Source organism: Kitasatospora cathayae, assembly GCF_027627435.1.
Classification (GTDB): domain Bacteria; phylum Actinomycetota; class Actinomycetes; order Streptomycetales; family Streptomycetaceae; genus Kitasatospora; species Kitasatospora cathayae.
In genome coordinates this window covers 20506-44421 of the sequence record NZ_CP115451.1, presented here as the reverse complement: position 1 = coordinate 44421, position 23916 = coordinate 20506, and the positions used below count along the sequence as shown (strand labels likewise).

The 23916-nt window shown below is 71.9% G+C and carries 22 protein-coding genes; 19 read left to right on the top strand and 3 right to left on the bottom strand.

All coding sequences use genetic code 11. From position 1 onward, the window contains the following. Positions 1-95: 95 nt before the first annotated feature. The 18 genes from O1G21_RS39985 (at position 96) to O1G21_RS39900 (ending at position 18215) form a co-directional block, all read left to right on the top strand. On the top strand, positions 96-854 hold the full coding sequence (locus O1G21_RS39985) for a GntR family transcriptional regulator (protein WP_270151608.1): 759 nt from the start codon (positions 96-98) through the stop codon (positions 852-854). A gap of 185 nt (positions 855-1039) precedes the next feature. Beyond that, positions 1040-1660 (top strand): histone deacetylase, encoded by a 621-nt coding sequence (locus O1G21_RS39980; protein ID WP_270151749.1) that lies wholly within the window; start codon positions 1040-1042, stop codon positions 1658-1660. A 1013-nt stretch (positions 1661-2673) separates the two neighbouring features. Then, on the top strand, positions 2674-5340 hold the full coding sequence (locus O1G21_RS39975; RefSeq protein WP_270151607.1) for a hypothetical protein: 2667 nt from the start codon (positions 2674-2676) through the stop codon (positions 5338-5340). Beyond that, the gene (locus O1G21_RS39970; protein WP_270151606.1) at positions 5340-6173 is read left to right on the top strand and encodes a DciA family protein; all 834 of its coding nucleotides are present in this window, start codon (positions 5340-5342) and stop codon (positions 6171-6173) included. Before O1G21_RS39975 ends, O1G21_RS39970 begins: the two co-directional genes overlap by 1 nt. A 95-nt stretch (positions 6174-6268) precedes the next feature. Then, on the top strand, positions 6269-7807 hold the full coding sequence (gene tnpB, locus O1G21_RS39965; protein ID WP_270151604.1) for an IS607 family element RNA-guided endonuclease TnpB: 1539 nt from the start codon (positions 6269-6271) through the stop codon (positions 7805-7807). Positions 7808-7914: 107 nt separating this feature from the next. Further along, complete coding sequence (locus O1G21_RS39960) at positions 7915-8622, top strand: hypothetical protein (RefSeq protein ID WP_270151602.1); 708 nt, start codon at positions 7915-7917, stop codon at positions 8620-8622. Beyond that, positions 8622-9548, top strand: coding sequence for a DUF721 domain-containing protein (locus O1G21_RS39955; RefSeq protein ID WP_270151600.1), 927 nt, complete (start codon positions 8622-8624; stop codon positions 9546-9548). The genes O1G21_RS39960 and O1G21_RS39955 overlap by 1 nt, the downstream gene beginning before the upstream one ends. Before the next feature lie 22 nt (positions 9549-9570). Next, the gene (gene dnaB, locus O1G21_RS39950) at positions 9571-10992 is read left to right on the top strand and encodes a replicative DNA helicase (RefSeq protein WP_270151598.1); all 1422 of its coding nucleotides are present in this window, start codon (positions 9571-9573) and stop codon (positions 10990-10992) included. Between the two features lie 67 nt (positions 10993-11059). Then, on the top strand, positions 11060-11377 hold the full coding sequence (locus O1G21_RS39945; protein ID WP_270151596.1) for a hypothetical protein: 318 nt from the start codon (positions 11060-11062) through the stop codon (positions 11375-11377). Then, on the top strand, positions 11374-11676 hold the full coding sequence (locus tag O1G21_RS39940) for a hypothetical protein (protein ID WP_270151595.1): 303 nt from the start codon (positions 11374-11376) through the stop codon (positions 11674-11676). Before O1G21_RS39945 ends, O1G21_RS39940 begins: the two co-directional genes overlap by 4 nt. A 130-nt stretch (positions 11677-11806) precedes the next feature. Continuing rightward, positions 11807-12682, top strand: a complete 876-nt coding sequence (locus O1G21_RS39935) for a GntR family transcriptional regulator (protein WP_270151593.1) — start codon at positions 11807-11809, stop codon at positions 12680-12682. 383 nt (positions 12683-13065) lie between these two features. Then, the gene (locus O1G21_RS39930; RefSeq protein WP_270151591.1) at positions 13066-13677 is read left to right on the top strand and encodes a hypothetical protein; all 612 of its coding nucleotides are present in this window, start codon (positions 13066-13068) and stop codon (positions 13675-13677) included. 86 nt (positions 13678-13763) lie between these two features. Beyond that, complete coding sequence (locus O1G21_RS39925) at positions 13764-14552, top strand: hypothetical protein (protein ID WP_270151590.1); 789 nt, start codon at positions 13764-13766, stop codon at positions 14550-14552. A gap of 1309 nt (positions 14553-15861) precedes the next feature. After that, positions 15862-16395, top strand: coding sequence for a MarR family transcriptional regulator (locus tag O1G21_RS39920; protein ID WP_270151589.1), 534 nt, complete (start codon positions 15862-15864; stop codon positions 16393-16395). Further along, complete coding sequence (locus tag O1G21_RS39915; protein WP_270151588.1) at positions 16392-16826, top strand: helix-turn-helix domain-containing protein; 435 nt, start codon at positions 16392-16394, stop codon at positions 16824-16826. The genes O1G21_RS39920 and O1G21_RS39915 overlap by 4 nt, the downstream gene beginning before the upstream one ends. Positions 16827-16991: 165 nt before the next feature. Beyond that, positions 16992-17432 (top strand): hypothetical protein, encoded by a 441-nt coding sequence (locus O1G21_RS39910; protein WP_270151587.1) that lies wholly within the window; start codon positions 16992-16994, stop codon positions 17430-17432. 1 nt (position 17433) lies between these two features. Next, a complete protein-coding gene (locus O1G21_RS39905) occupies positions 17434-17658 on the top strand; it encodes a DciA family protein (protein WP_270151586.1) in 225 nt (74 codons plus the stop codon). Positions 17659-17840: 182 nt separating this feature from the next. Further along, positions 17841-18215 (top strand): hypothetical protein, encoded by a 375-nt coding sequence (locus O1G21_RS39900; RefSeq protein ID WP_270151585.1) that lies wholly within the window; start codon positions 17841-17843, stop codon positions 18213-18215. Positions 18216-18298: 83 nt separating this feature from the next. Here the strand turns inward: O1G21_RS39900 and O1G21_RS39895 are convergent, their stop codons facing one another. Continuing rightward, complete coding sequence (locus O1G21_RS39895) at positions 18299-18607, bottom strand: hypothetical protein (RefSeq protein ID WP_270151584.1); 309 nt, start codon at positions 18605-18607, stop codon at positions 18299-18301. 48 nt (positions 18608-18655) lie between these two features. Next, positions 18656-21391 (bottom strand): ATP/GTP-binding protein, encoded by a 2736-nt coding sequence (locus O1G21_RS39890; RefSeq protein ID WP_405000857.1) that lies wholly within the window; start codon positions 21389-21391, stop codon positions 18656-18658. 323 nt (positions 21392-21714) lie between these two features. Here O1G21_RS39890 and O1G21_RS39885 point away from each other — a divergent pair, with 323 nt between their 5' ends. After that, complete coding sequence (locus O1G21_RS39885; protein WP_270151582.1) at positions 21715-22023, top strand: hypothetical protein; 309 nt, start codon at positions 21715-21717, stop codon at positions 22021-22023. On the opposite strand, the gene O1G21_RS39880 is transcribed toward O1G21_RS39885, so the two are convergent. Beyond that, the gene (locus O1G21_RS39880; protein WP_270151581.1) at positions 21987-23831 is read right to left on the bottom strand and encodes a zeta toxin family protein; all 1845 of its coding nucleotides are present in this window, start codon (positions 23829-23831) and stop codon (positions 21987-21989) included. The genes O1G21_RS39885 and O1G21_RS39880 overlap by 37 nt on opposite strands. Between the last annotated feature and the right edge of the window lie 85 nt (positions 23832-23916).

Here is a 23916-nt window from a genome sequence, read left to right as displayed (position 1 = left end):
CGCAAGGGTGACAAGGTGGCATCGCCGCTGCCTGAACGCATCCAAGTCGAGCGAGTTAGGTACTAAAGTCACGGATCATCAGGTACCTTGTGTCCATGACTGCGACAGATCAGACGAGCCGGGGCACTGCCCGGGGCATCGCCGACGCTCTCCGCGAGCAGATCCGCTCCGGCGCGCTGCGCCCTGGCCAGGTACTGCCTACCGGCCGTGAGCTCGCGGCCAGGTTCAACGTCTCCCCGAAGACGGCGACCGCAGGAGTGGACATCCTCAAGACCGAGGGCCTCGTCATCGGTGAACAGGGCGGTCGTCGCCGGGTACGAGCCATCCGGCGCATCACCTGGAATCTGTCCGAGTTCGAGCGTGGCCGCCGCCGCGATTCCCACGCACTGGACGACTGGGCCATTGCGATCAAGGACGCTGGCCGCGAGCCCCGCGAGACGATCGTCAAGACCGTGGAGCCGGCTGAACCGCAGATCGCAGAGTGGCTGCGGATCATGTCCGGCGACGAGGTCGTCAAGCGAGCCCGCGTCCGCTGGGTCGACGACGAACCGTTCCAGCTCTCCACCAGCTACTTCCCCGGCACGATCGCCCGGGGAACGCTGCTGGACGAAGACCGGGAACTGTCGGTCCCCGGCGGCGTGCTACGCCACATCGGCCATCCCCAGACCAGCGTCCGCGATGAGATCAGCACGCGGATGCCCACGCCCGAGGAAACCGACATTCTCCAACTCCCGGTGGGCACCCCCGTGATCCAACATGTCCGCATCGGGTACGGAGCCACGGCCCCGGTCCGCGCCATGGTCACCATTGCCCCCGGCGACCGCCACCTGATCGTGTACGAAATGGAGGTCTGATGGCCGCTTACAACAAGGTCTACCAGCAGCTACCGTCGCACCAGATGGATAGCGCCCGACAGGCCATCAGCAGCGACGCTCAGACTGTGTCCGCGCCACCAGCCACCCACGCCCGCCGAGCGGAGCCTCTGGCTGACAATGCGGGCACCAAAGGTCTGGTCTGGTATGCGGCGTACGGGTCGAACATGCACGCCGACCGGCTGAAGTACTACATCGCCGGTGGCCGCCCGCCCGGCGGGGCCCGGACCTACCCGGGTTGCCGTGACCGCCGGCTGCCGGAGCAGCAGGCCCCAGTACTACTGCCCGGCCTGCTCTACTTCGCGGGACAATCGTTGGTCTGGACCGGCGGCATGGGCTTCTACGATCCCGCCCAAGCCAGCGAGATGCCCGCTCGGGCCTACCTCGTCACCGAGCAGCAGTTCTCGGACATCGCCGCCCAGGAGATGCACCGGGAACCCGGGGCAGATCTCGACCTCACCCAGGCGCTCGCCGCTGGCCGCGACCAGCTCGGCCCAGGCCGGTACGAGACCTTGGTCTGTCCCGGAGGAATCGAAGGCATCCCTGTCTTCACATTCACCGCTCCCTGGCACCTCGCTGACGCCGAACTTAGCGCCCCTTCCGTCGCCTACTTGGCGAACTTCGCTACTGGCCTCGCCGAAGCTCACGGCTGGTCTCTGGAGCGCTCTGCCCACTACCTCGCCACCCGGCCCGGCGCAGCTGGCCACTGGACAACGCAGGCAGTCCTGGAAGCTCTCCGAGTCGCAGCACGAGAGGACTTTGGGGCAATGAACGCGGCATCAGCATGACGAATCGCCACGGCGAACTCGTGGCTACTCCTCGGGGTAGTCTGGCCTCGACAGTGATCCAAAACGACTTCGCCGCCCGGACCCGAGGGTCCGGACGGCGTTCAAGTGGATCGGCGCCCGGCCAGGGGCCCGTCCCGGTCAGCCACGTAAAGGGTGGTGACGTGATGCAGGGTACCCGCAGTGGCACCCCCTCATACGCGCGGCACCCCGCCGTGGAGTCGACCGGGAAGTCCCGGGTCTCGCTCCGGCGGGGTGCCGTCGTCGTTGTGTGCGGCAGGCCCGCTGCCCCCGTACGGGGGTGCGCGGTGACCTAGCCGTTGTCGGCGGGACCTGACCTTTCCACGGGTCCTGCTCCGCCCAGCCGCTCCGGGACTTTCCACCCCAGACCGCGGCACCTGCTTCACCCCGCTCTCGGGCTTCCAAACCGTCGAGCGGGTTGCTGGGGGATCGGCTTCCAACCGAACACCAGCGGCACTACCGGTTCACCAGAACCAAGCACCACCACCGGTCATCCAAGGCCGGTCGCAGTACCCGCAGTCGGGGCCCTTGCCGGGGCCTCGGCTGCAAACCAGATCCACATCCGCCCACGAGAGGAGGTCGCCGATCCAGTTCCGCCCCTGTGAGGGGGCTTTGTCCGGTCCCGTGAGGGGCCGGCCTTCGCGGTCCCCGAGGGGTCCGCTCACGTGTCCCGCTCTCGCGGGGCGCGTCCACCTACCTGCACACGCAGGTCCAAGTAGGAGGCGTCTGCCATTTTGCCGCAGGTCAATGGGCCTTTCCAGTCTCGTGGTGTCCCCGCCGCCGACGGTGGTGTCCCCGGTTTGAGCTCGGACGATGCCGGGGGGGAGGGGGGAGATCTCTCCTCCCCCCGTGCTGCCTTGGCATTCGTCCAGGGACCGGTTCACGGACCGGTTGTCGAACCCACCGCGCGCGCTGTCGACAATGTGACGCACATCACTCGTCCGGGTGAGGCTCTGGGTGTCACACGATCGGGTCCGAACCATGGGATTCCGGACGTGCCGGTGGTTCCCGGCCAGCGGTCCGCCGGGTCGTGGGAGGAGTGCCCGCTCCCGGACGCGGCGGAGACGATGTTCGTCAGCCCGGCCGGGCAGGTGGATGACGTCTCGTTGTGGGAGGCGCCGGTCGAGGAGCCGTACGACGACGAGTACGGCCAGGACTGGCCCGAGTCCGACCTGGCTGAGGTCGACCGGGTCTGGGAGGCCGCGGCCGAGGAAGCCGGTCCGGTGGTTCCCGGTCGGCGGTCCGCCGCGCCGGTCGAGTCGGCGCCCGGGCCGTCGGAGCCGGCGTCGGGGTCGCGTCCGGTGTTGGCGCCGTTGACGTTGACGGAGGTGATGCGGTCGCGGCTGCGGAGCGCGGTACGGGCGCTGCTGGCCGAGCCGGGCCTGGCCGGTGCTCCAGATCCGGTGCGGCTGGCAGCGGTGGTACTGATGTCGCGCACGCCGAAGGAGACCGGCTCGGTGGTGATCCGCAAGGCGGAGCTCGGCCGGTGGCTGGGGCTGTCCGCAGGCCGGATGAAGGCCGTGGTGCGCCAGCTGCGTGCCAGCGGGGCAGTCTCGGTGGAGACCTTCAAGGGCGACGGCGACGATGACCAGGCGCTGGAGTGCCGGGTCAGCGCGCTGTTGGCGGCCCAGGGGGTCGCGGGGCATTCGCTGAACCTGACGAAGAAGGAGTTCGCGGTGCTGCACGGCCTGGTCGAGGCGCTGTTCGCGCCGGGCTGGGCGCACCGGGATGGCCGGGTGACCGAGGGCGGGCCGCTGGCCGGGCGGACTGGTCGGGGGGCCGCCACGGACCGGCTGGGGGCGCTGCTGCTGGTACTGGACGCGAACGAGCACGGGCGGGTGCGGTTGTGCGGGGGGAAGGTGGACACCGAGATCGGTCGGCCGGCGGTGACCCTGGCGCGGATGCTGGGCTGCGCACCGGCCGGGGCGGTGCCTGTGCTGGCGCGGCTGGCGGAGGCCGGGCTGGTGGAGCGGCCGCGCCGTGGGGCGAGCGGCCTGCTGTCGCGGTCGCGGCTCATGCTGCCCGCGGTGGCGGCCGCGCACCGGGCCGTACCGGCGGAGCAGGCTGCTTCGGTGCACCGGGAGGCCGCCAGGAAGACCGCTCCTGGTTCCGTCAGCGGCCTGGACGTCACGACCCCCCCGGTTGGGGCCCCTGTGACTGAGCAGAAGCCGCAGGTCAGCGATACGAAGGAGGCTGTCGAGGCCGAAGTTTCAGACCTGGACGATACGACCCCCATTCACACCTCTCACTCTCCTGTGGCTGACGTAGTGGGTGAAGTTGCTGTGGATGGTGGCTTTTCCGGCGAAGCCGCCGTTGGGGTGACCCACCGTCGGCCGGAGCGCGCGGGTGCGCGCGAGGAGCACGCCCGTCCCGCCTCGGCTGCCCCGGCCGGTGCCCCGCTGACGGTCAGCGGTGGTGCGGGTGGCCCGCTGCGCGGGGACAAGCCCAACCCCCACGTCATCACCCACCACGACCACGACCAGGAGCACGACCAGGAGCAGGCGGTCTCGGCCCGGCAGAGCCGTCGCCGGGCGGCGGTGCCGCAGCCGCCGCAGGACCTGGTCCAGGTGCTGGCCCCGGTGGAGTGCCTGTGGGCGCGGCTAGACCGGGCCTGGTTGCGGCGGCGGATCGTGGCCGCCGTACGGGCCGAGCTGGACCGGATCGGCGCCTGGACCGGCAGCGGGAACGCCCACGCCGCGCTGGCGGACCGGCTGACGTTCCGGCTGCGCGACCAGGACGGCAGCGCGCTGATCACCGACCCCCTCGGCTGGCTGCTCGCCAAGGGCCTGCCGCAGCGCCGCGAGTGCGCCCACCTGGCCTGCGACGACGGCATCCGGCTGGACACCGGCACCGCCTGCACGATCTGCGAGCAGCGGATCACCGACCGCCGCTCCACCCGCCAGGCCCTCGTCCGCGAGGCGGTCGCCCAGCTGCCGGACGCCACCACCGACGCCGAGCGCCGCTCCGTGATCGACCAGCAGCTGCACCGGCACGCGATGCTGCGCGCCGAGCAGCAGGTGGCAGCCCGTCAGCGGGCCGAGCAGCAGCGCGCCGAGGCCACAACCCGCCGCGCGGTCCGCGAGGCGCAGGCCAAGGCCGCCGAGGCCGCCCGCCAGGCCCTGCCGTGCGAGGACTGCGGCACCGAGAACGCGGCCGGCCTGTGCGCCGGATGCTGGAACGTGCGGGCCACCCGCACCGCGATTCGCGAGTGCGTGGACCTCGCGCTCGCTGGCTCCGCCGACCTCGCCGACCGGGAGGACGTCAACGCCCTTGTCGCCCATGTCCGGGGCGAGCTGCGCGCCGAGATGCTCCGGAACCGGCCCGTCGGCACCGACCTGTCCGGCATCCGCGCGTCCGACCTGCTCACCGCCCAGAACGCCGCCGCCGAGTACCGGGCCAGCGCCCTCGTACTCCTGGCCCGATCCCCGCTGGCCGACGCCGAGGCCGAGATGGCCCACGACGCCGCGATGCGCTCCGCCCACCGCCACCCCACCCGCCACGCAGCCCGGGCAGCCGCCAACGAGGCCGTCGAGCAGGCCCGCCGCAACACCGCCCTCCACCTGCTCGTCCAGCGTCTCGAAGCCGTCCAGGCGCTGCGCGCCCGCGCCGACCAGATCCGCGCGGCCGCCGCCGCGCCGGCCCGCGAGGCGGTGAACGCCTGATGACCCAGCCCACCGGCAGCGGGGCCGACCTGGCCCGCACCGCCCTGCGCGCCGCGCGCCAGGCCGCCCGAACGAACGGCAACGCCCCTACGCAGCGCGCCGCCCGCACCGTCCGGACGGCCGTGCCCCGCGCCCAGGGCCCGCGCGAACCCCAGCCGATCGCCGACGTGTTCCTCGCTCTGGTCGCCGCGCACGGCTGGACCCTGGGCACCGCTGGCGGAGGGCTGCGCGACCGCTGGCCTTCGATCGTCGGGGCCGACGCGGCCGCCCACTGGCACCTCGCCGGATACGACCCGACCACTCGCCGCCTGCGCGTGGTCGCCGACTCCCCGGCCTGGGCCGTCCAGCTGCGCCTCCACCTGCGCCGCATCCTCACCGACCTTGAGCAACTGCGCCCCGGCACCGTGGTGGCCATCGATGTCCGCGTCGGCCCCGCGCCCGTGGTGCAGCACGACCAGGGCCCCGATGACCGGCCCGCCCGCCGTGACGACCGGCCCGCCGCGCAGCCGGCCCGGCCTCCGCTCGCCGACCACGCCGCCTACCAGGACCTGCGCCGCCGGATGCGCGAGGACGCCGTTGCCCGCCAGGCCGCACTCGATGAGGCCGCCGCTGAACGGGAGGCCATCCTGCGCCAGCACTACAACTGGCTGCGTGAGCCCGAGGACGCCCACCGGCCCGCGATCGAGGACACCCCGGTCACCGACCCCAACGAGCACGCTCGTCAGCAGCGAGAGCGCCACCGCGCCGCCCTCGCCGTCGCCCGCGCCACCCGGGCCGGGGCCATCCTGCTGCGTCCGGTCCGGCTGGCACCGTCGCAGGCCGGAGCGGCGTGAGAGCCTGTGGCCAGCGGAGTTTGCCGTTTGAGCGTCGGCTGTCAGTGGAGTCGTCTACGGTTTGCCGAACGTAGTCGCCCAGACACGGAGAGGGGGTGAACTGCGCCTTGCGGCAGGAGATTCTGCGCGCATTCCGGTTCACCCTGGACCCGACCGAGCGACAGCTCGCTGAGCTGGCCCGGTACGCCGGTGCGGCGCGGTGGGCGTTCAACCATGCGCTCGCGGCAAAGGTCGCCGCGCACCAGGAGTGGCGGGCCCAGGTCAATGCCCTGGCGGCGTCTGGTGTTGCGGTCGAAGGCGCGCGGAAACAGGTCAAGGTTTCGCTGCCGAACAAGGCCTCGGTGCAGAAGGCCTGGAACCAGGCCAAGGGCGATTCCCGCACCGGTGCCGACGGAATCTGCCCGTGGTGGCACGAGGTCAACACCTACTGCTTCCAGTCAGCGTTCATGGATGCCGACGCGGCCTGGAAGAACTGGCTCGACTCGCTCAAGGGCGCGCGGGCCGGCCGCCAGGTTGGTTACCCCCGGTTCAAGAAGAAGGGGCGGTGTCGGGATTCCTTCCGGCTGCACCACCATGTGAGTAAGCCGGGGATCCGGCTGGTCGGCTACCGGCGGCTGCGGCTGCCTAAGCTCGGTGAGGTCCGCCTGCACGACTCGGGCAAGCGCCTGTCCCGGCTCATCGACCGCGGGCAGGCCGTCGTGCAGTCCGTCACCGTCTCGCGTGGCGGGCACCGCTGGTACGCGTCCGTGTTGGTCAAGGTCCAGCAGGACCTGTCCGACAAGCCGACCCGGCGTCAGGCCGGGCGCGGCACCGTCGGCGTCGACCTTGGTGTCAAGGTCCTCGCTGCCCTTTCCCAACCACTCGATGCTGCTGACCCAGGCACCGCGCTGGTACCGAATCCCCGGCACCTGCGGCACGCCGCGAAGCGCCTCGCCAAGGCGCAGCGGGCGCTCGCCCGTACTGTGAAGGGTTCGGCGCGGCGGGATAAGGCGAGGCGGCGTGTGGCCCGGCTGCACCACGAGGTCGCTGTCCGGCGGAAAAGCGGTATCCACGAGCTGACTAAACGGCTCGCCACCGGGTTCGCCGTGGTTGCGGTGGAGAACCTTAACGTGGCGGGGATGACCGCATCGGCGCGCGGCACCGTGGAGCGGCCCGGTCGCAACGTCCGGCAGAAGGCCAGTCTCAACCGCTCCATCCTCGACGCTGCCCCCGCCGAGATTCGGCGGCAGCTGACCTACAAGACGGGCTGGTACGGCTCGAAGCTCGCGGTCTGCGACCGCTGGTTCCCGTCCAGCAAGACCTGCTCGGCCTGCGGATGGCAAAACCCACGCCTCACCCTCACCGACCGGGAGTACCACTGCCAGCAGTGCGGCCTATGCCTGGACCGCGACATCAACGCGGCTCGCAACATCGCTGCCCACGCTGGCATCGCACCACCAACCGCCCCTGGTAGAGGGGTGGCCTCCCCCGTGGAGGACGCCCGCGGAGCGTACGTAAGACCGACGATCCTTCGGGACCGAGGGCAGAACGTGATGAAGCGGGAAGACAGTCGGTCAAACAGCCTACTGCCACCCCAGCGGAGCGATCCGCTGGCGCTCCCACCACCCGCGTACACCCAACCCGGACTCTTCTAAACCGTCAGGTCAGGAAGTGTCCGTCTCGTCTGCGCAGGGAGCGATCGCTCTCTTGATCAAGCTCTTTCAGAACAGGCTCCCCGGCGCCGTTGGTGGTCGCGGTTTCGGTGAAGCCGAAGACCGGGGCGTTGCCGCCGATGACCGTCAGCGCCGAGGTCCACCAGGTCCTGCGCCTGGTGCCCGACCTGGTGAACCGGATGAACCGCTGGCAGCAACGGGAGGCAGCCCGGGCGGTCGGCCAGGCGATCCGCGAGGTCGGCGGCGACGTCGAGCGCGTCGCCCAGCGCCTGGAGCGCCGGTACGTCCTGGAGCGCGACGAGATCCGTGACCCGTACGCCTGGCTCGCCGCCCCGGGACGCAACCGCGGCCTGGTCCGGCGCGGCTGCCACCTGCCCACCTGCGAGTCCGGCACCGACGTGGAACTCGGCGGCGAGTGCCAGACCTGCGCATACCACGTCGAGGGTGCCCAGCACCGGCACGCGAAGCGCCGCCAGGCCGCGCGGGACCAGGTCCTGGCCGAGGCCCGCACCACCTCGGCCCTGGCACCGGCGGACACCCCCGACCACGCCGACCAGGCCGAGGAACAGCACCCGGCCTACTGCGACCGGCACCTGCGGACCGTGCTGCCGTGCGGCCTGTGCGCGCCGCTGATGGACCAGCCCGTCCTGCCCGAGGTCCCCCGGGCGATCGACGGCGCCGAGCTGCCCCCCGTCACCGTCCCGGCCTGGATGACTGAGGACAACTCCGAGGGCATCGCCTTCCGCGAGCAGCTGGCCGCCCGCCGCCGTGAGCGCGAACTCGTCGGGAGCCGCTGATGACCACGTCCACCGGCGCCGACCTCGCCCGCACCGCCCTGCGCGCCGCCCGCCAGGCCGCCCGCACCAACGGCAACGCCCCCGCCCAGCGCACCACCCGGCAGACCACCGCCACGCCACGACGAGGCCCGCGCGAACCCGAGCCGATCGCGGACGTGTTCCTCGCCCTGGTCGCCGCGCACGGCTGGACCCTCGGCACCGCCGGCGGAGGCCTGCGCGACCACTGGCCCGCGATCGTCGGCGCCGAGGCGGCCGCCCACTGGCACCTCGCCGGGTACGACCCGACCACCCGCCGCCTGCGCGTGGTCGCCGACTCCCCGGCCTGGGCCGCCCAACTCCGCTACCAGACCCGCCGCATCCTCACCGACCTCGAGCAACTGCGCCCCGGCACCGTCCAAGCCATCGACGTCCGTGTCGGCCCCGCCCCCGTGGTGCAGCACGACCAGGACCCCGACGACCGGCCCACCCGCCGCGACGACCGGCCCGCCGCGCAGCCGGCCCGGCCCCCGCTCGCCGACCACCACGCCTACCAGGACCTGCGCCGCCGGATGCGCGAGAACGCCGCCACCCGCCAGGCCGCACTCGACGAGGCCGCCGCCGAGCGGGAGGCCATCCTGCGCCAGCACTACAACCGGCTGCGCGAGCCCGAGGACACCCACCGGCCCGCGATCGAGGACTCCCCGACCCCGGACGCCGACGAACACGCCCGCCAACAGCGCGAACGCCACCGCGCTGCTCTCGCCGTCGCACGCGCCACCCGGGCCGGGGCGATCCCGCACGCACCGCCCGCCTGGCTCCGCCGCGGACCGGAGCGGCGTGAGTTGCGGCTGGCCTCGCTCGTTCGGGGAAAGCCGGGACAACCGCGCGGTGGTGCGACAGGGTGGCCGCGACAACCCGTTCGCCGGCCCCGGATCGGGCCGCGGTAGATCAGCAGCGAGGTGGAAGCGCGTGAGCGAGCAGGACCCGGACGGCGCTGGCCCGGCCTTCGAGGTGCCCCACGACCTGCGGGCCGAGCAGCTGCTCCTGGGCACGACGATGCGCTCCAAGGACGCGGTCGCCGACGTCGTCGAGATCCTGAATCCGGCCAGCTTCTACCGGGTCGGCCACGAGTTCATCTACAACGTGGTGCTGGAGCTGTACGCGGCCGGGGAGTCCACCGACCCGATCACGGTCGCCGCGAAGCTGACCGAGCAGGGCCTGCTGGCGAGGGCCGGCGGCCGGGACTACCTGCACAAGCTCGTCAACATGGTCCGCAGCACCGCCGAGGCCAAAGCCCTCGCCCTCCTGGTCGAGGACAAGGCGCTGCGCCGCCGGCTGATCGAGACCGCGACGCGCATCGACCGCCTCGCCCATGCCGACACCCCCACCACCGACCTGGTCGAGGCGATCCAGGCCGAGGTGTACGCCGTGACCACCGGCCGCAGCCCGAGCTGGGTCGAGGCGCGCCCGATGGCCGACGTCATGGAAGGCGTCCTCGACGAGGTCGAGGGCATCGGCTCGTACGTCGGCGCCCCGGCCGGCCTGCCCACCGGCTTGAGCGACCTGGACGTGCTGACCAACGGCCTGCACCCCGGCCAGCTGATCGTCCTGGGCAGCCGGCCCGCCCTCGGCAAGAGCACCCTCGCGCTCACGATCCTGCGGGCCTGCTCCTTCCGTCTCGGCCTGCCCGCCGTGATCTACAGCCTCGGGATGGGCCGCAACGAGATCGGTATGCGCCTGCTCTCCGCGGAGAGCCGCGTCCCGCTGCACCAGATGCGCTCGGGCAACATGACCGACCGGGACTGGACCCGCGCCGCCACCCGCATGCCCGAGGTCTCCTCCGCCCCGCTGTTCATCGACGACGCCCCGAACCTCACCCTCGCCGAGATCCGCTCCAAGAGCCGGCGCCTCAAGGCCCAGCACGGCATCAAGCTCATCGTCGTCGACTACGTCCAGCTCCTCGACCACGGCCGGCACAAGTACGGCAGCCGCTACGAGGACGTCAACGAGGTCAGCCGCCGTCTCAAGCTCCTCGCCAAGGAACTGCAGCTGCCCGTCATCGCGCTCTCCCAGCTCAACCGCGCGCCCGAACAGCGCGCCGACAAACGCCCCCACATCTACGACCTGCGCGACTCCGGCACCCTGGAGGACGACGCGGACCTGGTCCTCCTCCTCCACCGCGACGACGCCTACGCGCCCGACAACCGGCCCGGCGAAGCCGACCTGATCGTCGCCAAGCACCGCAACGGCCCCACCGCGATCATCACCATCGCCTTCCACCCCACGATTTCGGCCTTCACCGACCCGGGCGACCGAGGCTTCGTCCCCCACCAGGCCGAAGACGACGTCCGGCCCGCGAACGAGACGACCAGCACCGACACCACCCCGTAGCCGCGCCCGCTACCGTCAACCATGCGGCCCACCGCCAACGGCGGCCGCCACCACGAAGGAGGCCCCGGTGACCATCCAGCCCGACCACCAGAGCCCGGCCCCGGCCAGGCCGGCCACCCTGCACGAACTGCGCACCGCCCTCAGCAGGTACGGCCTGCCCGGCGACCGCGAGCAGTTCGAGCAGGACCTGGCCGCCGCCCTCGACGCCTCCCCGATCGGCGACTTCGCCGCCGTCGCCGAGGTCGCCGCCACCTACCGCCACCGCCTGACCCTGCGCACCGACGAGCAGGCCATGGCCTCCCTGGCCGCGCCCATCGGCGGCCAGCACTGGAGCCCGGCCGGCGACGTCTTCGCCCGGGTGCGAGCCGCCAGCGGCGACCGGTGACCGACGACCAGCCGACCGAACCGCACGAGCCCCTGCACGTCTTCCTCTCCGACGCCGCCGAAGCCGCCCTCGCCCAGCTACGCCCCGGCGAACTGGACGCCGTCGAGAAGCTCGTCGAACGCCTCGCGCTCTACCCGCGGCTCGGCATCCCGGTGCCCGGCGGCACCGACCCCGAGGTCGACGACTACACCGCCCGCACCGACCCGGCCGCCGACACCGGCGACCGCATCAGCGTCGTCTACCGGGTGCACGAGCAGATGAAGTCCGTGTTCGTGACCTGGATCATCGCCGGACCCTGACCCCACATCAGCACAACCCGGGAAGATGGCCGGGCCCCTCACGCTCGAATCGCGAGGGGCCCGGCCATCAGCGTACGTCCGCAGCCTCCCGCCCTTCGCCGGCCGGGACCGACACGAACCGGAGCCCACCGTGGACACCACGACCACCGCCACCGTCGACCTCCCCGGACCGCGAAAAGGCCGGACCCTGCGCCTGGCGGCCGCACTGCGCGCCGAGATCGACAGCGGCCGATGGCAGCCCGGCGAACCGCTGCCCGGCGGCAGCGAGCTCGCGGCCGCGTACGGCGTCAGCCACGCCACGGTCTCCGGCGCCATCGGACTGCTGAAAGACGAGAAGCTGCTCACCGGCCCAGCCGGCGGCCGAACCCGCGTCGCGAACCCCTCCGGCGACGAGCCCGAGGAGGACGCCGTCCGCGGCCGCTCCAAGCGGCTCACCGACGCGCTGCTCGCCGACATCCGGGAAGGCCGGCTGAGGCCCGGCGACACCGTGCCGCCCGTCCGGGAACTCGCCCGCGAACACGGCACCACCACCGCCACCGCCTTCGGCGTCATCACCGAACTCAAGCGCAAGGGAGTGCTCACCGGCGTACCCGGCGGCCGCACCCGCGTCGCCGACGACCCTTCCGCCCAGCAGAACGCCGAACTCGCCGACTACGCCAACGAACTGCGCACTAACCTCACCACCGCCCAGCTCGCCGAGCTGATCCGCATTCTCACCAACACCCCGCCCCAGGAGCGGGCACCCGCCACCGCCCTGGAGGCGGCCGAGGAGCTGACACGCGCAACCCGCTCGCTGCGCCGGGCCGTCCGCGCCGGTGTCCCCGACCACGACCAGCTGGCGGTCCAACTGCACAAGGCGTTCGCCGGCCTCGCCGCCACGATGAAACCCGCCGCCGACCTGGCAGGTCACCATCCGGGCGCCGCCTGGTGGCAGCGAGCTCACCACGACGCGCAGGCCCTGGCCGCCGCCATGGCCAACGCCGTCACTCCGCCGCCCGCCCGGTAGCCGACGGCGCTGCGCCCGTTGTCCCGGGCCTGATGAGCTTCACGTACATGTGACGTGATCCTGGGATCACGTCACATGTACGTGAAGGCAGGGTGTCCTCCCCTTCGCTCTTCCCCACTCCCCGCGTGCTGCCTGCCCTGATGCACCGACCGGGGACCACGGCGACCCCGGGCGGAATCCGGCCGCGTCAGCCGGATGGCCCTGGGTCGAGCCGCCGTCCGTGACCAAGGCAACCACCCCGCGTTGAACGCCGGCAGCAGCAAAACCCCGGGGGCGGCCCGCTCGGAACGGAGGACATCACGGCAGTGATCATCAGAGGTTCGAAAGAACCGCGGGACGTCGTCGTCTCCCCAAACCTGCTGTGGGACCCGGAACTCAGTCCGATGGCGAAGATCGCAATCCTCACCATGGAGTCGTCAGTCGGCACGGACCGGAGCGTCCCCCACGTCCAGAAAGTGCTGCGCCTCGACAACGGCGCCTTCGGCGAGGTCATCGATGAACTCGCCCGGGCCCGGATGTTCATGAGAGTCCACCACCGTGGCGAACCCCAACCGACCCTCCTCATCGCTACCGAACCCATGGATCGGGCCGAGGAGTGCACACCCTGCGAGGACTGCGACCTGTGCGGCTGCCCCTACTGGGACCGGCCGGCCGGACTGTGCCGCCGCTGTACCTCGATTCGAACGGCCAGGGCGGCGGCTGAGCGGGATATCCAACGGTGGCGGGCCGATGTCGACCGCGGTTGCACGTACGCCCTGGGCGCCAACGGCAGGCTGCTGCACCGCTGGGACTGCTCGTCTCTCAATACAGTCGAGGACGGCCTCCACGGCCTGGAGAAGTTCGAGGCAAGTCCGCCCAAGTCGCGCGACGAGGATCCGTACGGGTTCGATCGGGCCCACTGGCCGAAGCTCCCCCTGCTGTTCACGGCAGAAGAGATGCGCGCCAGACCCCGCCGGCGGCGCGGCTGCCAGCGTTGCAAGCCCGATCCGGTGTGAGACGACCCGCCGACCCACCGGAGCGATCACATGCCCGCCGGGCACTAGCGTGTCCGCAGCGTCCGTCACCACCAAGGGAGTTGTCCATGGGCAAGAAGCAGGACACCAAGGCCCGCGAACAGGTCGTCGCACAGCGCTCGGCGCAGCTACGGGTCGTGGAGGCCGCTGCCAGCTACACCCCGGAGGAGCTGGAGGTGATGCTGCCGGAGTGGCGGGTGTTCCTGACCGCGTTCCCGACGGTCCAGGCCGCGATCGAGGCCGTGTCCGCCGGCCGTGCGGTCGAGGTGTTCAGCCACGAGCGCGCAGCGTTCCGCCGACAGGTTCTGCAGGGGCCGGACGGTGTGGTGGTCGAGGACCGCCTCTATCCGCATCAGTGGATCCAGTGCCTGATCGCTACGGCTTGGCTTAACCATCCCGCGCCCGGTGAGGAGACTGCCGACGCGATCAAGGCGTTCTTGTGGTCAATCGTTCCCGACGGCACGGACCTGGGCGGGATGACCGTGGTTAAGGAGGAAGGCACCGGGCCGGTGCCGGTGTTCGGCTACTGCCGGGCCGTGTCGGCCGAAAGGCTGACCGCCTGGGAAGAGGCCGACGAGCACAACGCCTTCGGCCTGCTGTACAAGGGAATGACCTACCTCAGCGACGACCGGGTTGACGTCACCGACGAGATGGTCGAGGATCTGCGTGCTCATGGCCTGCCGGTACGGGTCTGCGGTCAGTGCGAGGACTTCGTCACGAACCGGCACCCGAGCTGGCCCGGCGTGTGGGTCGCGCTGGGCGAAGAGACCGGGCCCCTGTGCCACAGCGCCGAGGACGCCCGCAACTGGGACGACCTGTTCACCATCGCCGTCCACGGCCCGCACCGCGTTCACTAGACCCCAGCCAAGGTCCGGGTCTGGCGGCCGGACTTCCAAGACTGGCGTAGTGGCCCTGGCCCCCTGGCCAGTCGTACCGGCAGCTTGACACCCTCGCCGACCCGGACCTGCGCAAGAAGCTGCGCCGACTTCGCGGCCCCGTCGCGTTCCTCTCCATCACCCAGGCTCGACCGAGCACCGTCCCCGATACCACGCCCTTCCCATCCCGCCTGTTCGACGAGCTCGGCTCACCACGTCGCCTCACTGGCCCTGCAACGCCCGGCACTACGTCCAAAATCGCGGCAGCCAGCTGAGGAACCGGCCGGAACTGGACGATAGGCCTCCCCTCGCTCTCCCCACCCCGTCAGTAACCCGCCTGCCCTGCCGCCGGATCGGGACCGGGCGGCAACCACAACGACGTCGCGGTCGGCAGCGAACTGGGTGGTTGGGCGCGGCGTGCTCCGCCCCCGCACCCGTGGCCAGCGCCCGGCGGCGCTGGACCCGCCTACCTATGTGGGGGGCTCCTCCCCCCACACCCCCCACCAGCCCTGCGCGGGCTGGACATGCGCTGCCGCCTGCCCTAAACGCACTCGCATGCTCGCGCGTTTACCGCTCGGGCCTTGACGGCCCTCCCTGGGCAGTTGCCCCGGATCAAGTGGCTGGTGTCCGCCTTGGCCAGGGCCACCTGCCGTCCGGCCTGCCCGACACCTGCTCGACTTGCCCGCCTCCGAGCGGTGGCCGATGTCACCACCCACCTGACAAACGCTGTGCTGCTCACCCTCACCACCGGGAACGAGGCCCGCGGCCGCCCTGCAACCGGTACCGATGCACCTGGCAGCAGCAGCCCGAGCGGCGCCGCGACCTCTACCACCTGCGGCTAGCAGGCCAACCTCGGTGCCTGGCCCGGACAGCAGCAGCGGCACGGCCAGCCAATCCGCCGGAGGCCACCGCCAGCTCGCCCGTTCCGAGCCGGGGCCTACGGCCCCAGCGGTGCCAGGTCACCGTGGCATGGGTGGGCGGAGCCAGGTACGGACGTGCACCTTTACTACGTAAGAAGAGAAATATGCCCTGACCTGCGGTTTTCCCCTTGCTAACGTCTGGTTTTCCAGACGTTGCCGCCAGAAAACCAGACGTTACGGCAGGGGCCGCTGGGGGGAGTGTGGCTCGACACGCTGCAGGGAACCTGCGTTTTCTGGGTCCCATCCTGTAGGTTCTTGCCATTAAGGTCGGGTTTTCCGGAGCTAACGTCTGAAAAATCAGCCCTTAGGGACCTGAAGGCGGACCGGTCGTTGGACCGGTTGCGGACCGCGACAGCATGGTGAGGAGCAGCATGGCTCGCAGGGGCAACATCGCCCTGGTGAACCTGGACACGGGGGCGGTGCTGCCTGCGCCGAAGCCCCGGACGCCGCACACCATGGACGGCTCCTACACCCTCAACGCCTACACGGACGACGCGCCGCTGTACTCGCTGGCGCTGTCCGGTGCGGAGTGGGCGACGATCGACTGGGTGCGCTCGAACGGCGGGGCCGGCGCGGCGGTGAAGGTGACCGCGGTCGCCGTGGCGGAGGCGATCCTGGCGACGGAGACGACTGCGAAGACGGCGCTCGCCCGCCTGGTGAAGCTGAACATCTTGCTCAAGACCAGCCCTCGGAGCCAGACGTACCAGCTGAACCCGCGGCGCTTCTGGGAGGGCTCCGGCGACGCCCAGGTGCAGGCATGCCGACGGTTGGATCCGCCGCCCATCACGCCGGATGCCAAGGCGATCGCCGCCGCGAAGAAGGCGGCCGAGAAGGCCGCCGCCAAGGCGCCCGGACCGCGCCGCACCACCACGGCCAGGGACACGATGACCGGAGGTACCCGATGAGCGCCGCCACCCACAGCCACCACGGCGGTTTCGACCCGGACAGCCTTGGCATGCCGCCCGTCTACACGCTCAACCTGAGCGCCAGCCAGCGCAGCGTCCTGGAATGGCTCACCAGCCATGGCGCCGTGTTCGACCCGATCACCGCCGACGTCGAGGAGATCGCCCACGACTGCGGTACCTCGACGTCGACCGCGTACGAGGCCTTGGCCCGCCTGGAGACGCTCCACCTGGTCGATCACCCTGACCCCGGAAGCTACCGGGTCAACCCCCGGTTCTTCTTCGCTTCCAACCCCGAGATCCGCCGCCTGGTCGGTGAGGCGATGGAGGCACCCGAGATCACCCCCGACGCCCGCGCCGAAGGCCCCCGCAAGGTCGGCAACGTCGACGCTCGTCGGCGGCGCACCATCAAGGCTGTCCCCGACCAGGAGTAGGCCGGCCCGCTACGCGCCGCACAGGCGGCCGCGCGGCGAAGCGGTGCCGCATGACCTTGGCGACCGGCTTGGCGCCGGTCGCCGCGCGCTAGGGTGGACGGATTCGTCGGTGACCGCGGCTCACTGTCACTGGGGCACTGGGGAGGGATCTGGACAATGGAAAACATGAGCGACAGCGATGGTGATCTGCGCGCGCGGCTGGCGGCGCTGGAGGCGGAGGTCGACCGTCTGCGGGAGGAGTCCGCGGCCACGCGCACGATGGCGGCGATGGCCGACCGCGACAGCGCCGAGGTCCGTACATCGCTGCGCGGGCACACCCAGGTGCTGAACGCGATCCGCGAGGACCAGGTCGCCCAGCGTGATGCCTTGGTCGCTCAGGGCCGCACCTTGGAGCGCCTGGCTGAGGCGGTCGGGGCGCTGGCAGCCGGGCAGGCCGAGCAGAGTCGCCTGCTGGAGAGCCACAGCCGGTCGTTGGAGGAGCACGGGTCGGCACTGGCGGCCCAGGCCACGACGCTGGAAGCCCAGGGCAAGGCGCTGGAAACTCTGATGAAGGGCCAGGCCTCGATCCTGGTGGAGCTTCGCCGGCTGAACGGCCAGACCGACTGAGATGGGCTTCGTGCCGCAGTGGTGGCGGTCGGCGGTCGGGGATGAGGTTGCGGTGGCGGTGCGCCCGCTCGGACTCGACGACCGGGACCGGCTGCGGGTGGCCTGCTCCAGCGTGGCGTGGCGGCGGCAGGTCGAGATCCTGGAACGGGTGCTGACCGCGCGGGTGAACCGGCAGGCGGACCGGGCAGTGGCGGGGATCGTTGCCGAGGGGCCGTTGAGCCCGTGAAGGGGAAGGGCCGGGAGGCCAGCGCCGCGGCGGGCGGGTCCTCCCGGCCTCTGAAGGCTGCTCTTCTGGCGCTGAACTCGTGACCATCCGGTGGTCCGGGCGTTGATCGGCCGACGGACATTCGCCCGGGACCTTGGTTCTTCGTCTCGCCACGGCCCGGCTTCACCTGTGAAGGAGTCGCCATGCACGCCAGGTTGAAGCTCGGCGGCCACTCGATCGAGGCCATCAGGCTGCGCGGCGGACTCTCCTATGAGGACTGGTCCCCGGAGCGTCGAAGTCTGCCGGGCTGGGGCGCCTTGGTCGAGGTCCCGGCGGTGCTGGAGCTTCTCGACCTGGTCGCAGCCGGGCACGTGGACGCCGCCCGTGCCCGGTGGCTCATGGCGCGTATCGGCGAGAGCGCCGTCCGCTACGTGGACCCGCACGGCTGTGGCGCGAAGGGTTGCGTCGAGGGTAACCACTGCAACCTCGAGTTCGAGGAGGAGCGGCTGGAGGAGGTCCTGCGCCGGGAGCGGGTCGACGCCTACCTCGCAGTCCAGCCGTCGGCCCTGGAGCCGTAGCCCTTCCGTCCCTGCAGCCCGTAGGGATCCCCGGGTGCGTCGTCCCACACGCGGGCCGAGGCGCCCGGGTCGGTGAGGACCGGTTACGGGCGTGGCGCCAGATCGACTGCCGGGAGGGGGCCGGGTCGGGTGGGTTCTTGCTGTTGCGCCTTGACGGGTCGTCGCGGTTGAGCCGGCAAGGTGAGCGTGATCTCTCGGGTGGCCGAGGCGAGGGTCACGGTGGATTCGCCGCGCCCGATGGCTTGGTCGATCTTCCTGATTTCCGCCCAGGTGAAGCCCTGGCGGCGGTATCGGTTGCGCTGGCTCGGCTTCATGTACCGGATGTCGGCCTTGCCGACGGTCGTCACCCCCGGGTGCCAAGCCGCTGCCGGGCCGCTGGTCATCTTGCTCATTGGAACTCCTTCCTTCCACGTATGCCGGCGGAGCGGCACATGGGTGCGCTACCGCGCACGCTCGTCACCGCCCTGCCGGGCGGTGACGAGCGCGCGCCACGTGGTGCGGACCGCCTCTTCGTCGTCGAGCCAGTGGACGTCGGAGGGGGTGTCGGGAGTCAGGCCAGCCATGTAGTGGGCGATGTCGGTGTAGTAGGCGTAGTCGCCGGTGCGGGCGAGGTCGCGTAGCCGGGCCTGGACGGCGGCGAGGGCCGCGTCGTCGCCGCGGACGGCGTGGTGGAAGGCGGCGGCGAGTTCGAGGGCGGCCTGGGCGGCGACGATGCCAGCGGTTCGGGCCTCCGTGCGCAGGATCTCGAGTCGGTCGTCGACTCCGTCGGCGCCAGCGTCGCGGACGATGCTGGCGGTGCGGACGGTCAGGGTGGTGGCCCGCAGGTCCAGGCCGGTGAGCAGCTGTTCGGCGAGGTCGATCTCGTCGTCGGCGACCTGCGGGTCGGTGAAGGCGAGGGTGAAGGCGCGCTGGGCCTGGGAGGTGGCGCGTTCGCCGGCGACACCGTGCTGCTCGGCCTGGGTACGGGCGGCGAGGTAGGCGTCGGCGGCGCGCCGCATGTCGCCGTGGGGCCACAGGATGTCGCCTTCGACGCGGTGCTGGCGTCCCTTCCACCCGAGGCCCTGCGCGGCGGTGTGGGCGGCGGGGAAGTCGCCGGCGAGGCGGGCGAGGTGGACCAGGCCGCGCCGGGCCGCCGGGGCGAGCCGGCCTGCGCCGTCGGCGACGATCTGCATGCCGTGCCGGGAGCCGGCGCGGTGCCCGAGGTCGCGCTGCGCCTTGGCAAGGTAATAGACGGCGAGGTGGTGCAGGTCCTCGGGAAGCAGGTGGGTGTCGACGACGGCGGCCAGGCGCTGGACGGTGCGGGAGCGGTGCTCGTGCTGGCGGCGGGCGAGGGCGTTGAGGGTCTCGACCAGGGCGTCGGCGGCCGTCGCCGGTTGCTGCCCGCCGTTGCGGTCTTCGCCGGTGCCGGCCGGGCGCAGGACGAGGGGTTCCCACACGGAGTCGGAGACGTACGCCCACGCCGCCTCCGAGAGCCAGCCGAGGCCGAGCCGGTGGTCGCGGGCGAGGGTGAGGCCCTGGCGCAGGCAGGCGACCAGGAGACGTCGGCCGCCGTCTGGCGAGCTCGTCCACTGGTCGCCGAGTGCGTCGAAGGCCCGGGCGGCGGCGCGGGCCCAGTCCTGGTCGGACCAGCGGTCGTCGGTGTGGTCGTCGGCCCGGCGGATGGCGGAGCGCACCACGCCGTGCAGGTGGTAGGGCCACAGGGCGAGCTGGTTCTCGCGGACGAAGGGCCGCTCGGCCAGGCGCAGGGCCGCGGCCTGGTGGGTCATGCCGGCCGTGGCGGTGGCGAGCGCGATGTCGAAGGCGTCCAGCAGAGACACGGCGCGCAGGACGTGCCGCTCGTCGGGGGTGAGGTCCTGGAGGGTGCGGGCAACGAGGGCCGGGAAGTCGTGGTCGAAGTCGGCCGCCTCGGGGGTGCGGGTGCGGCGGATCTCCAGGAACCGCATCACGGCGAGGTCGAGGAACAGCGGCAGGCCGTGGGAGCGGGCGGTGATGACCTGGCGCAGTTCGTCGCCGATGAGGGGCCGGCCGTCGGCGGTGAGGCGTCGGGCAAGGTAGTCGTCACAGTCCTCGGGGCTGAAGTCGCCGATCAGGACCTGCCTGTCGGCCGCCGGCCCCATGCCAGCCGGGGCGACAGCCCTGGGGGTGCGGGTGGCGGGGATGTGGGCGGCGAGCTGCGGCCAGGCGGCGGGCCCGGTGTAGTCGAGCTGCCCCTGCAGCGCGTCGTCGGCCCACTGGAGGCGGGAGCGGCCGGTGATGATGAACAGGACGTTGGGCAGGAGCCACACCACGCGCTGGATCAGGCGCTCGAGTTCGCGGTGGGTGCGGTCGCCGACGTCCTCCCAGCCGTCCAGCAGCACCACTGGCACGACGGCCTTCCTTGCGGGCAGCCGGTCGATCTCGTAGGCGAGCAGGTGCGAGTAGTACGAGAGCGCCTCGAGGTCCGGTTCCGCTTCCAGCAGGTCCGCGAGCCGCGGACAGCCGGCGAGCGCCCGTGCGGTGGTACGGCGCTCGCGTACCGCCCGCACGACAGCGGTGGTGACCTGCCCGACCGCGGAGCCGACCACGCCCGGCAGCGCCAGTTCCTCGGCGGCCTTCGACAGTGCCCCCTGCACCTGGCCGGGTAGCGCCTTCGCGAAGCGGCTCACCAGCCCGGCACGCCGCAAATACTCCTCCAGGCTCTCGCCGGGGTGGTTGTGCTCCCAGTACCGGACGAGCGCGAGGTCGAACGCCGGCAGAGCACGGTCCAGGCCGGCGAGCGCCAGGCGCAGGGTGAGGACGAGGCGCTCGAAGTCCATCCCGGCGGAGCGGGCGAGGTCGATGCGCACCGGCAGCAGGCGGGGCGTGGCGGGCCAGGTGGGCTCGCCCCACTGCCGGGGTCGGGACTCGGCCACGGTGAGAGCGGCCTCCAGCTTCCGCGACAAGGTGGTCTTGCCGACGCCGCCGATGCCGTGGAAGACGAGCACGTTGCGCCGCGCCGCCTCCAAGTCCTGGACGTCGAAGCCGGGAGCGGCCACGCGGGCCAGATGCTCGGCGATCGCGCCCGCGACCTGCGCCCACTGGCCTTCCCGGTTGGTGAACACCTCCTCGGTGCCCAGGCTCCGGTCGTTCGAGCCGAACAGCGCCCGCAGATCCCTCGCCACCGACGACTCCCCCTCCGCACCGATCTGACCAGGCATCAACCTACGCCCCCTTGAGTCAGGTCGGCACCGGTGCCAGGGGTGTGCGGGGCGGGCGGTATTTACGGCGTAAAGACCGCCCGCCGCTCCCCTTTCCGGGATGCCGTGGTGGCCTTGGCGAAATCGGCGGTCGGGAGGGATGGTGGTCTGACGGCGGCGCCTGTCTGCCGGATGAAGTAAGTGATGGCTTCTTGCGGCGTATCCCGGCGAGGGTGCCGGTGGGGCCAGGGGGTCACGGGCAAGCCGCATGCTGGGGCGGTCGTAGGCTCCAACCTGTCAGGACGGTTCTGACCAGCGGACTTTCGAGAATCGAGGCGGTTGCCGTGTACGACCCTGAACTCCCCGACCACACCTCTGGCGGTGCTCGTCCCGGCACACCGGACAGCACCAGGGACGCCGGTGCCCTCCACCGGATCGGGGAGAAGATCGGGCAGGTGGCGGCCTGGTACACCGAGCAGATCCATGCCGAACGCCGGCGCCCCGTGGCCGACCCCGAGCGCGTCGAGCAGCTGCTGGCCGAGCGCGCCGCTAGCACCAAGGCGCTGCGCGACCTTCCGGAGATGACCGGGATGGAGCTGGAGCGGATCGAGGCCGACTACGACGCCAGGCTCAGCGAGATCGCTGGGGCGTAGGAGCGCGGCGCCGGGAGCGCCACGGGCGGGGTGAAGGCGAGCCGACCGGGCTGGAGCGCGGGCGGCAGCAGCGGCCATGCCAGGCGAGTGATCGCGTCGACGTCCCGCCGGTACTGCGGCAGGGCCATGCGCAGCTCGCGCTGGTGGGCGAGGAACTGGCGGGCCTCCTGCTCGGTGTAGGGCCGCACCTGCCCCGCCCGGGCGGCGAGTGTGGCACCGGCCGGACCGGACCACCGGCCATCGACGCCGAGCGTGTTGCGGAAGATGGCGGTGCCGTCGCGGCGCACCACGCTGATGTGGTCGACCAGGCGCTGCTCCTCGACGGCCTGGACGCACTCCAGCACCGCCGCCAGGCACCGGTTGTGCCCGACGGTGGTGGTGAACCGACCCGGCCGGATGCCGCCCCGGCTGACCTCGGCGTAGCGCAGGGCGGTGCCCTGGAGGCTGTCGGCCGCGCGCACGTCCAGCACCAGCAATTCGACGCGGTGCCCGGCCCGGCGCCACGCGGCGGCGTCGTCGAGGAAGGCGGCCGCGCTGCCGGGGGCGATCTCGATCACCGCGTCCGCGCCCCGCTCGCGCACCAGCGCCTCGGCCCGGGCCTGCCACGCCTTGTAGTCCATGCGGATCCGGGCGGAGGCCGTGCGCGGATGCTCGCGCAGCAGCCGGAAGTAGTCGGGATGGGCCGCCTTGAACAGCTCGCCTGCGATCCACACCGGCCGCCGCTCGCGCAGCGCTCGGCGCACCATCATCGTCGCCTGGGTCTTGCCCGCGCCGGGTGCCCCCATGACGTAGACGACCACGGGCCGCTCCTGCGCCACGATCTCCCCGAGGTCGGGGACGATCAGGTTCTTGAAGGTCCACTCGTGCTCGTCGGCGGACAGCCGGTGGTAGTCAACGCCGGGCGGCCCGTCGATCGGCTGGGCGGTGCGCCGCACCGGCTCGGCCAGCGCGGTGCACCGCTCCGCGTCCCGTGCGACGGCCAGCACCTGGTCTGCGGGCAGCCGGGTCTCCGCCCGCACCAGCGCGCGTTCGGCACCGGCCAAGGACCGGCGGAAGGACGCGGTCTCCACCGCGTCCCACCACCTGGCCCGCTCGGCCTCCACCGCTCGGGCCGCGCCGCGCGGCCGTGCCCACGTTCCATCGACGAGCTCGTTGCCGTACAGGGGCTCCAGGCCGCGTCGGACGACGGTGACGCGGTCCACCAGGTCCTCGGACTCCAGCACGTCCAGGGTCCGGCTCAGCTGGCGGGCGCACTCGTCGTGGTTGGCCCACGACACATACCGCCCGGCCCCGCCACCGTCGCCGAGGTAGCGCTCCAGCACACCGAGCTGACTCCACGCCAGGGCGCACGCCACGGCGACCACCTCGATCCGGTGCCCGGCCTGCCGGTACGCCAGCGCCTGGGCACGGGCCTCGTCGGGGTCGGCGAGGGCGGTCTCCACGAGCGCGTCCAGACGGCGGGCGCGCACGTGTTCCTCCACGGCGGCCTGCCAGCGGCGGGTGTCCGGCCGGACGAGGACACCAGCGGTGCGCACGTCCTTCGCCAGCAGCGCCTCGTAGTGCCGGTGCACGGTCTTGTAGAGGTCGGCGCCGACGCGTACGGCGCCGCCGCGCAGGTCGAGCACCGGCATCAGCAGGTCGCCGAGGGTGGTCTTCCCGCTGCCGGGCGGGCCTGCCAGGAGCAGCACCACCGGCTGCTCCTGCGGCACGGCGTTGCGGGTCCAGGACGGCAGGATGACGCCGCTCAGGACGTCGCCGTGCTCGGCATCGGACAGGTCCGCCGTGCCAGCGTCCCGCTCCTCGTGCACTACCGCTCCCGTTCCGCGCTCGGCATGCGGCAGCACACCACTGAATCCAATGGGACAACTTCAATAATGATTCGCGGCGACGTGA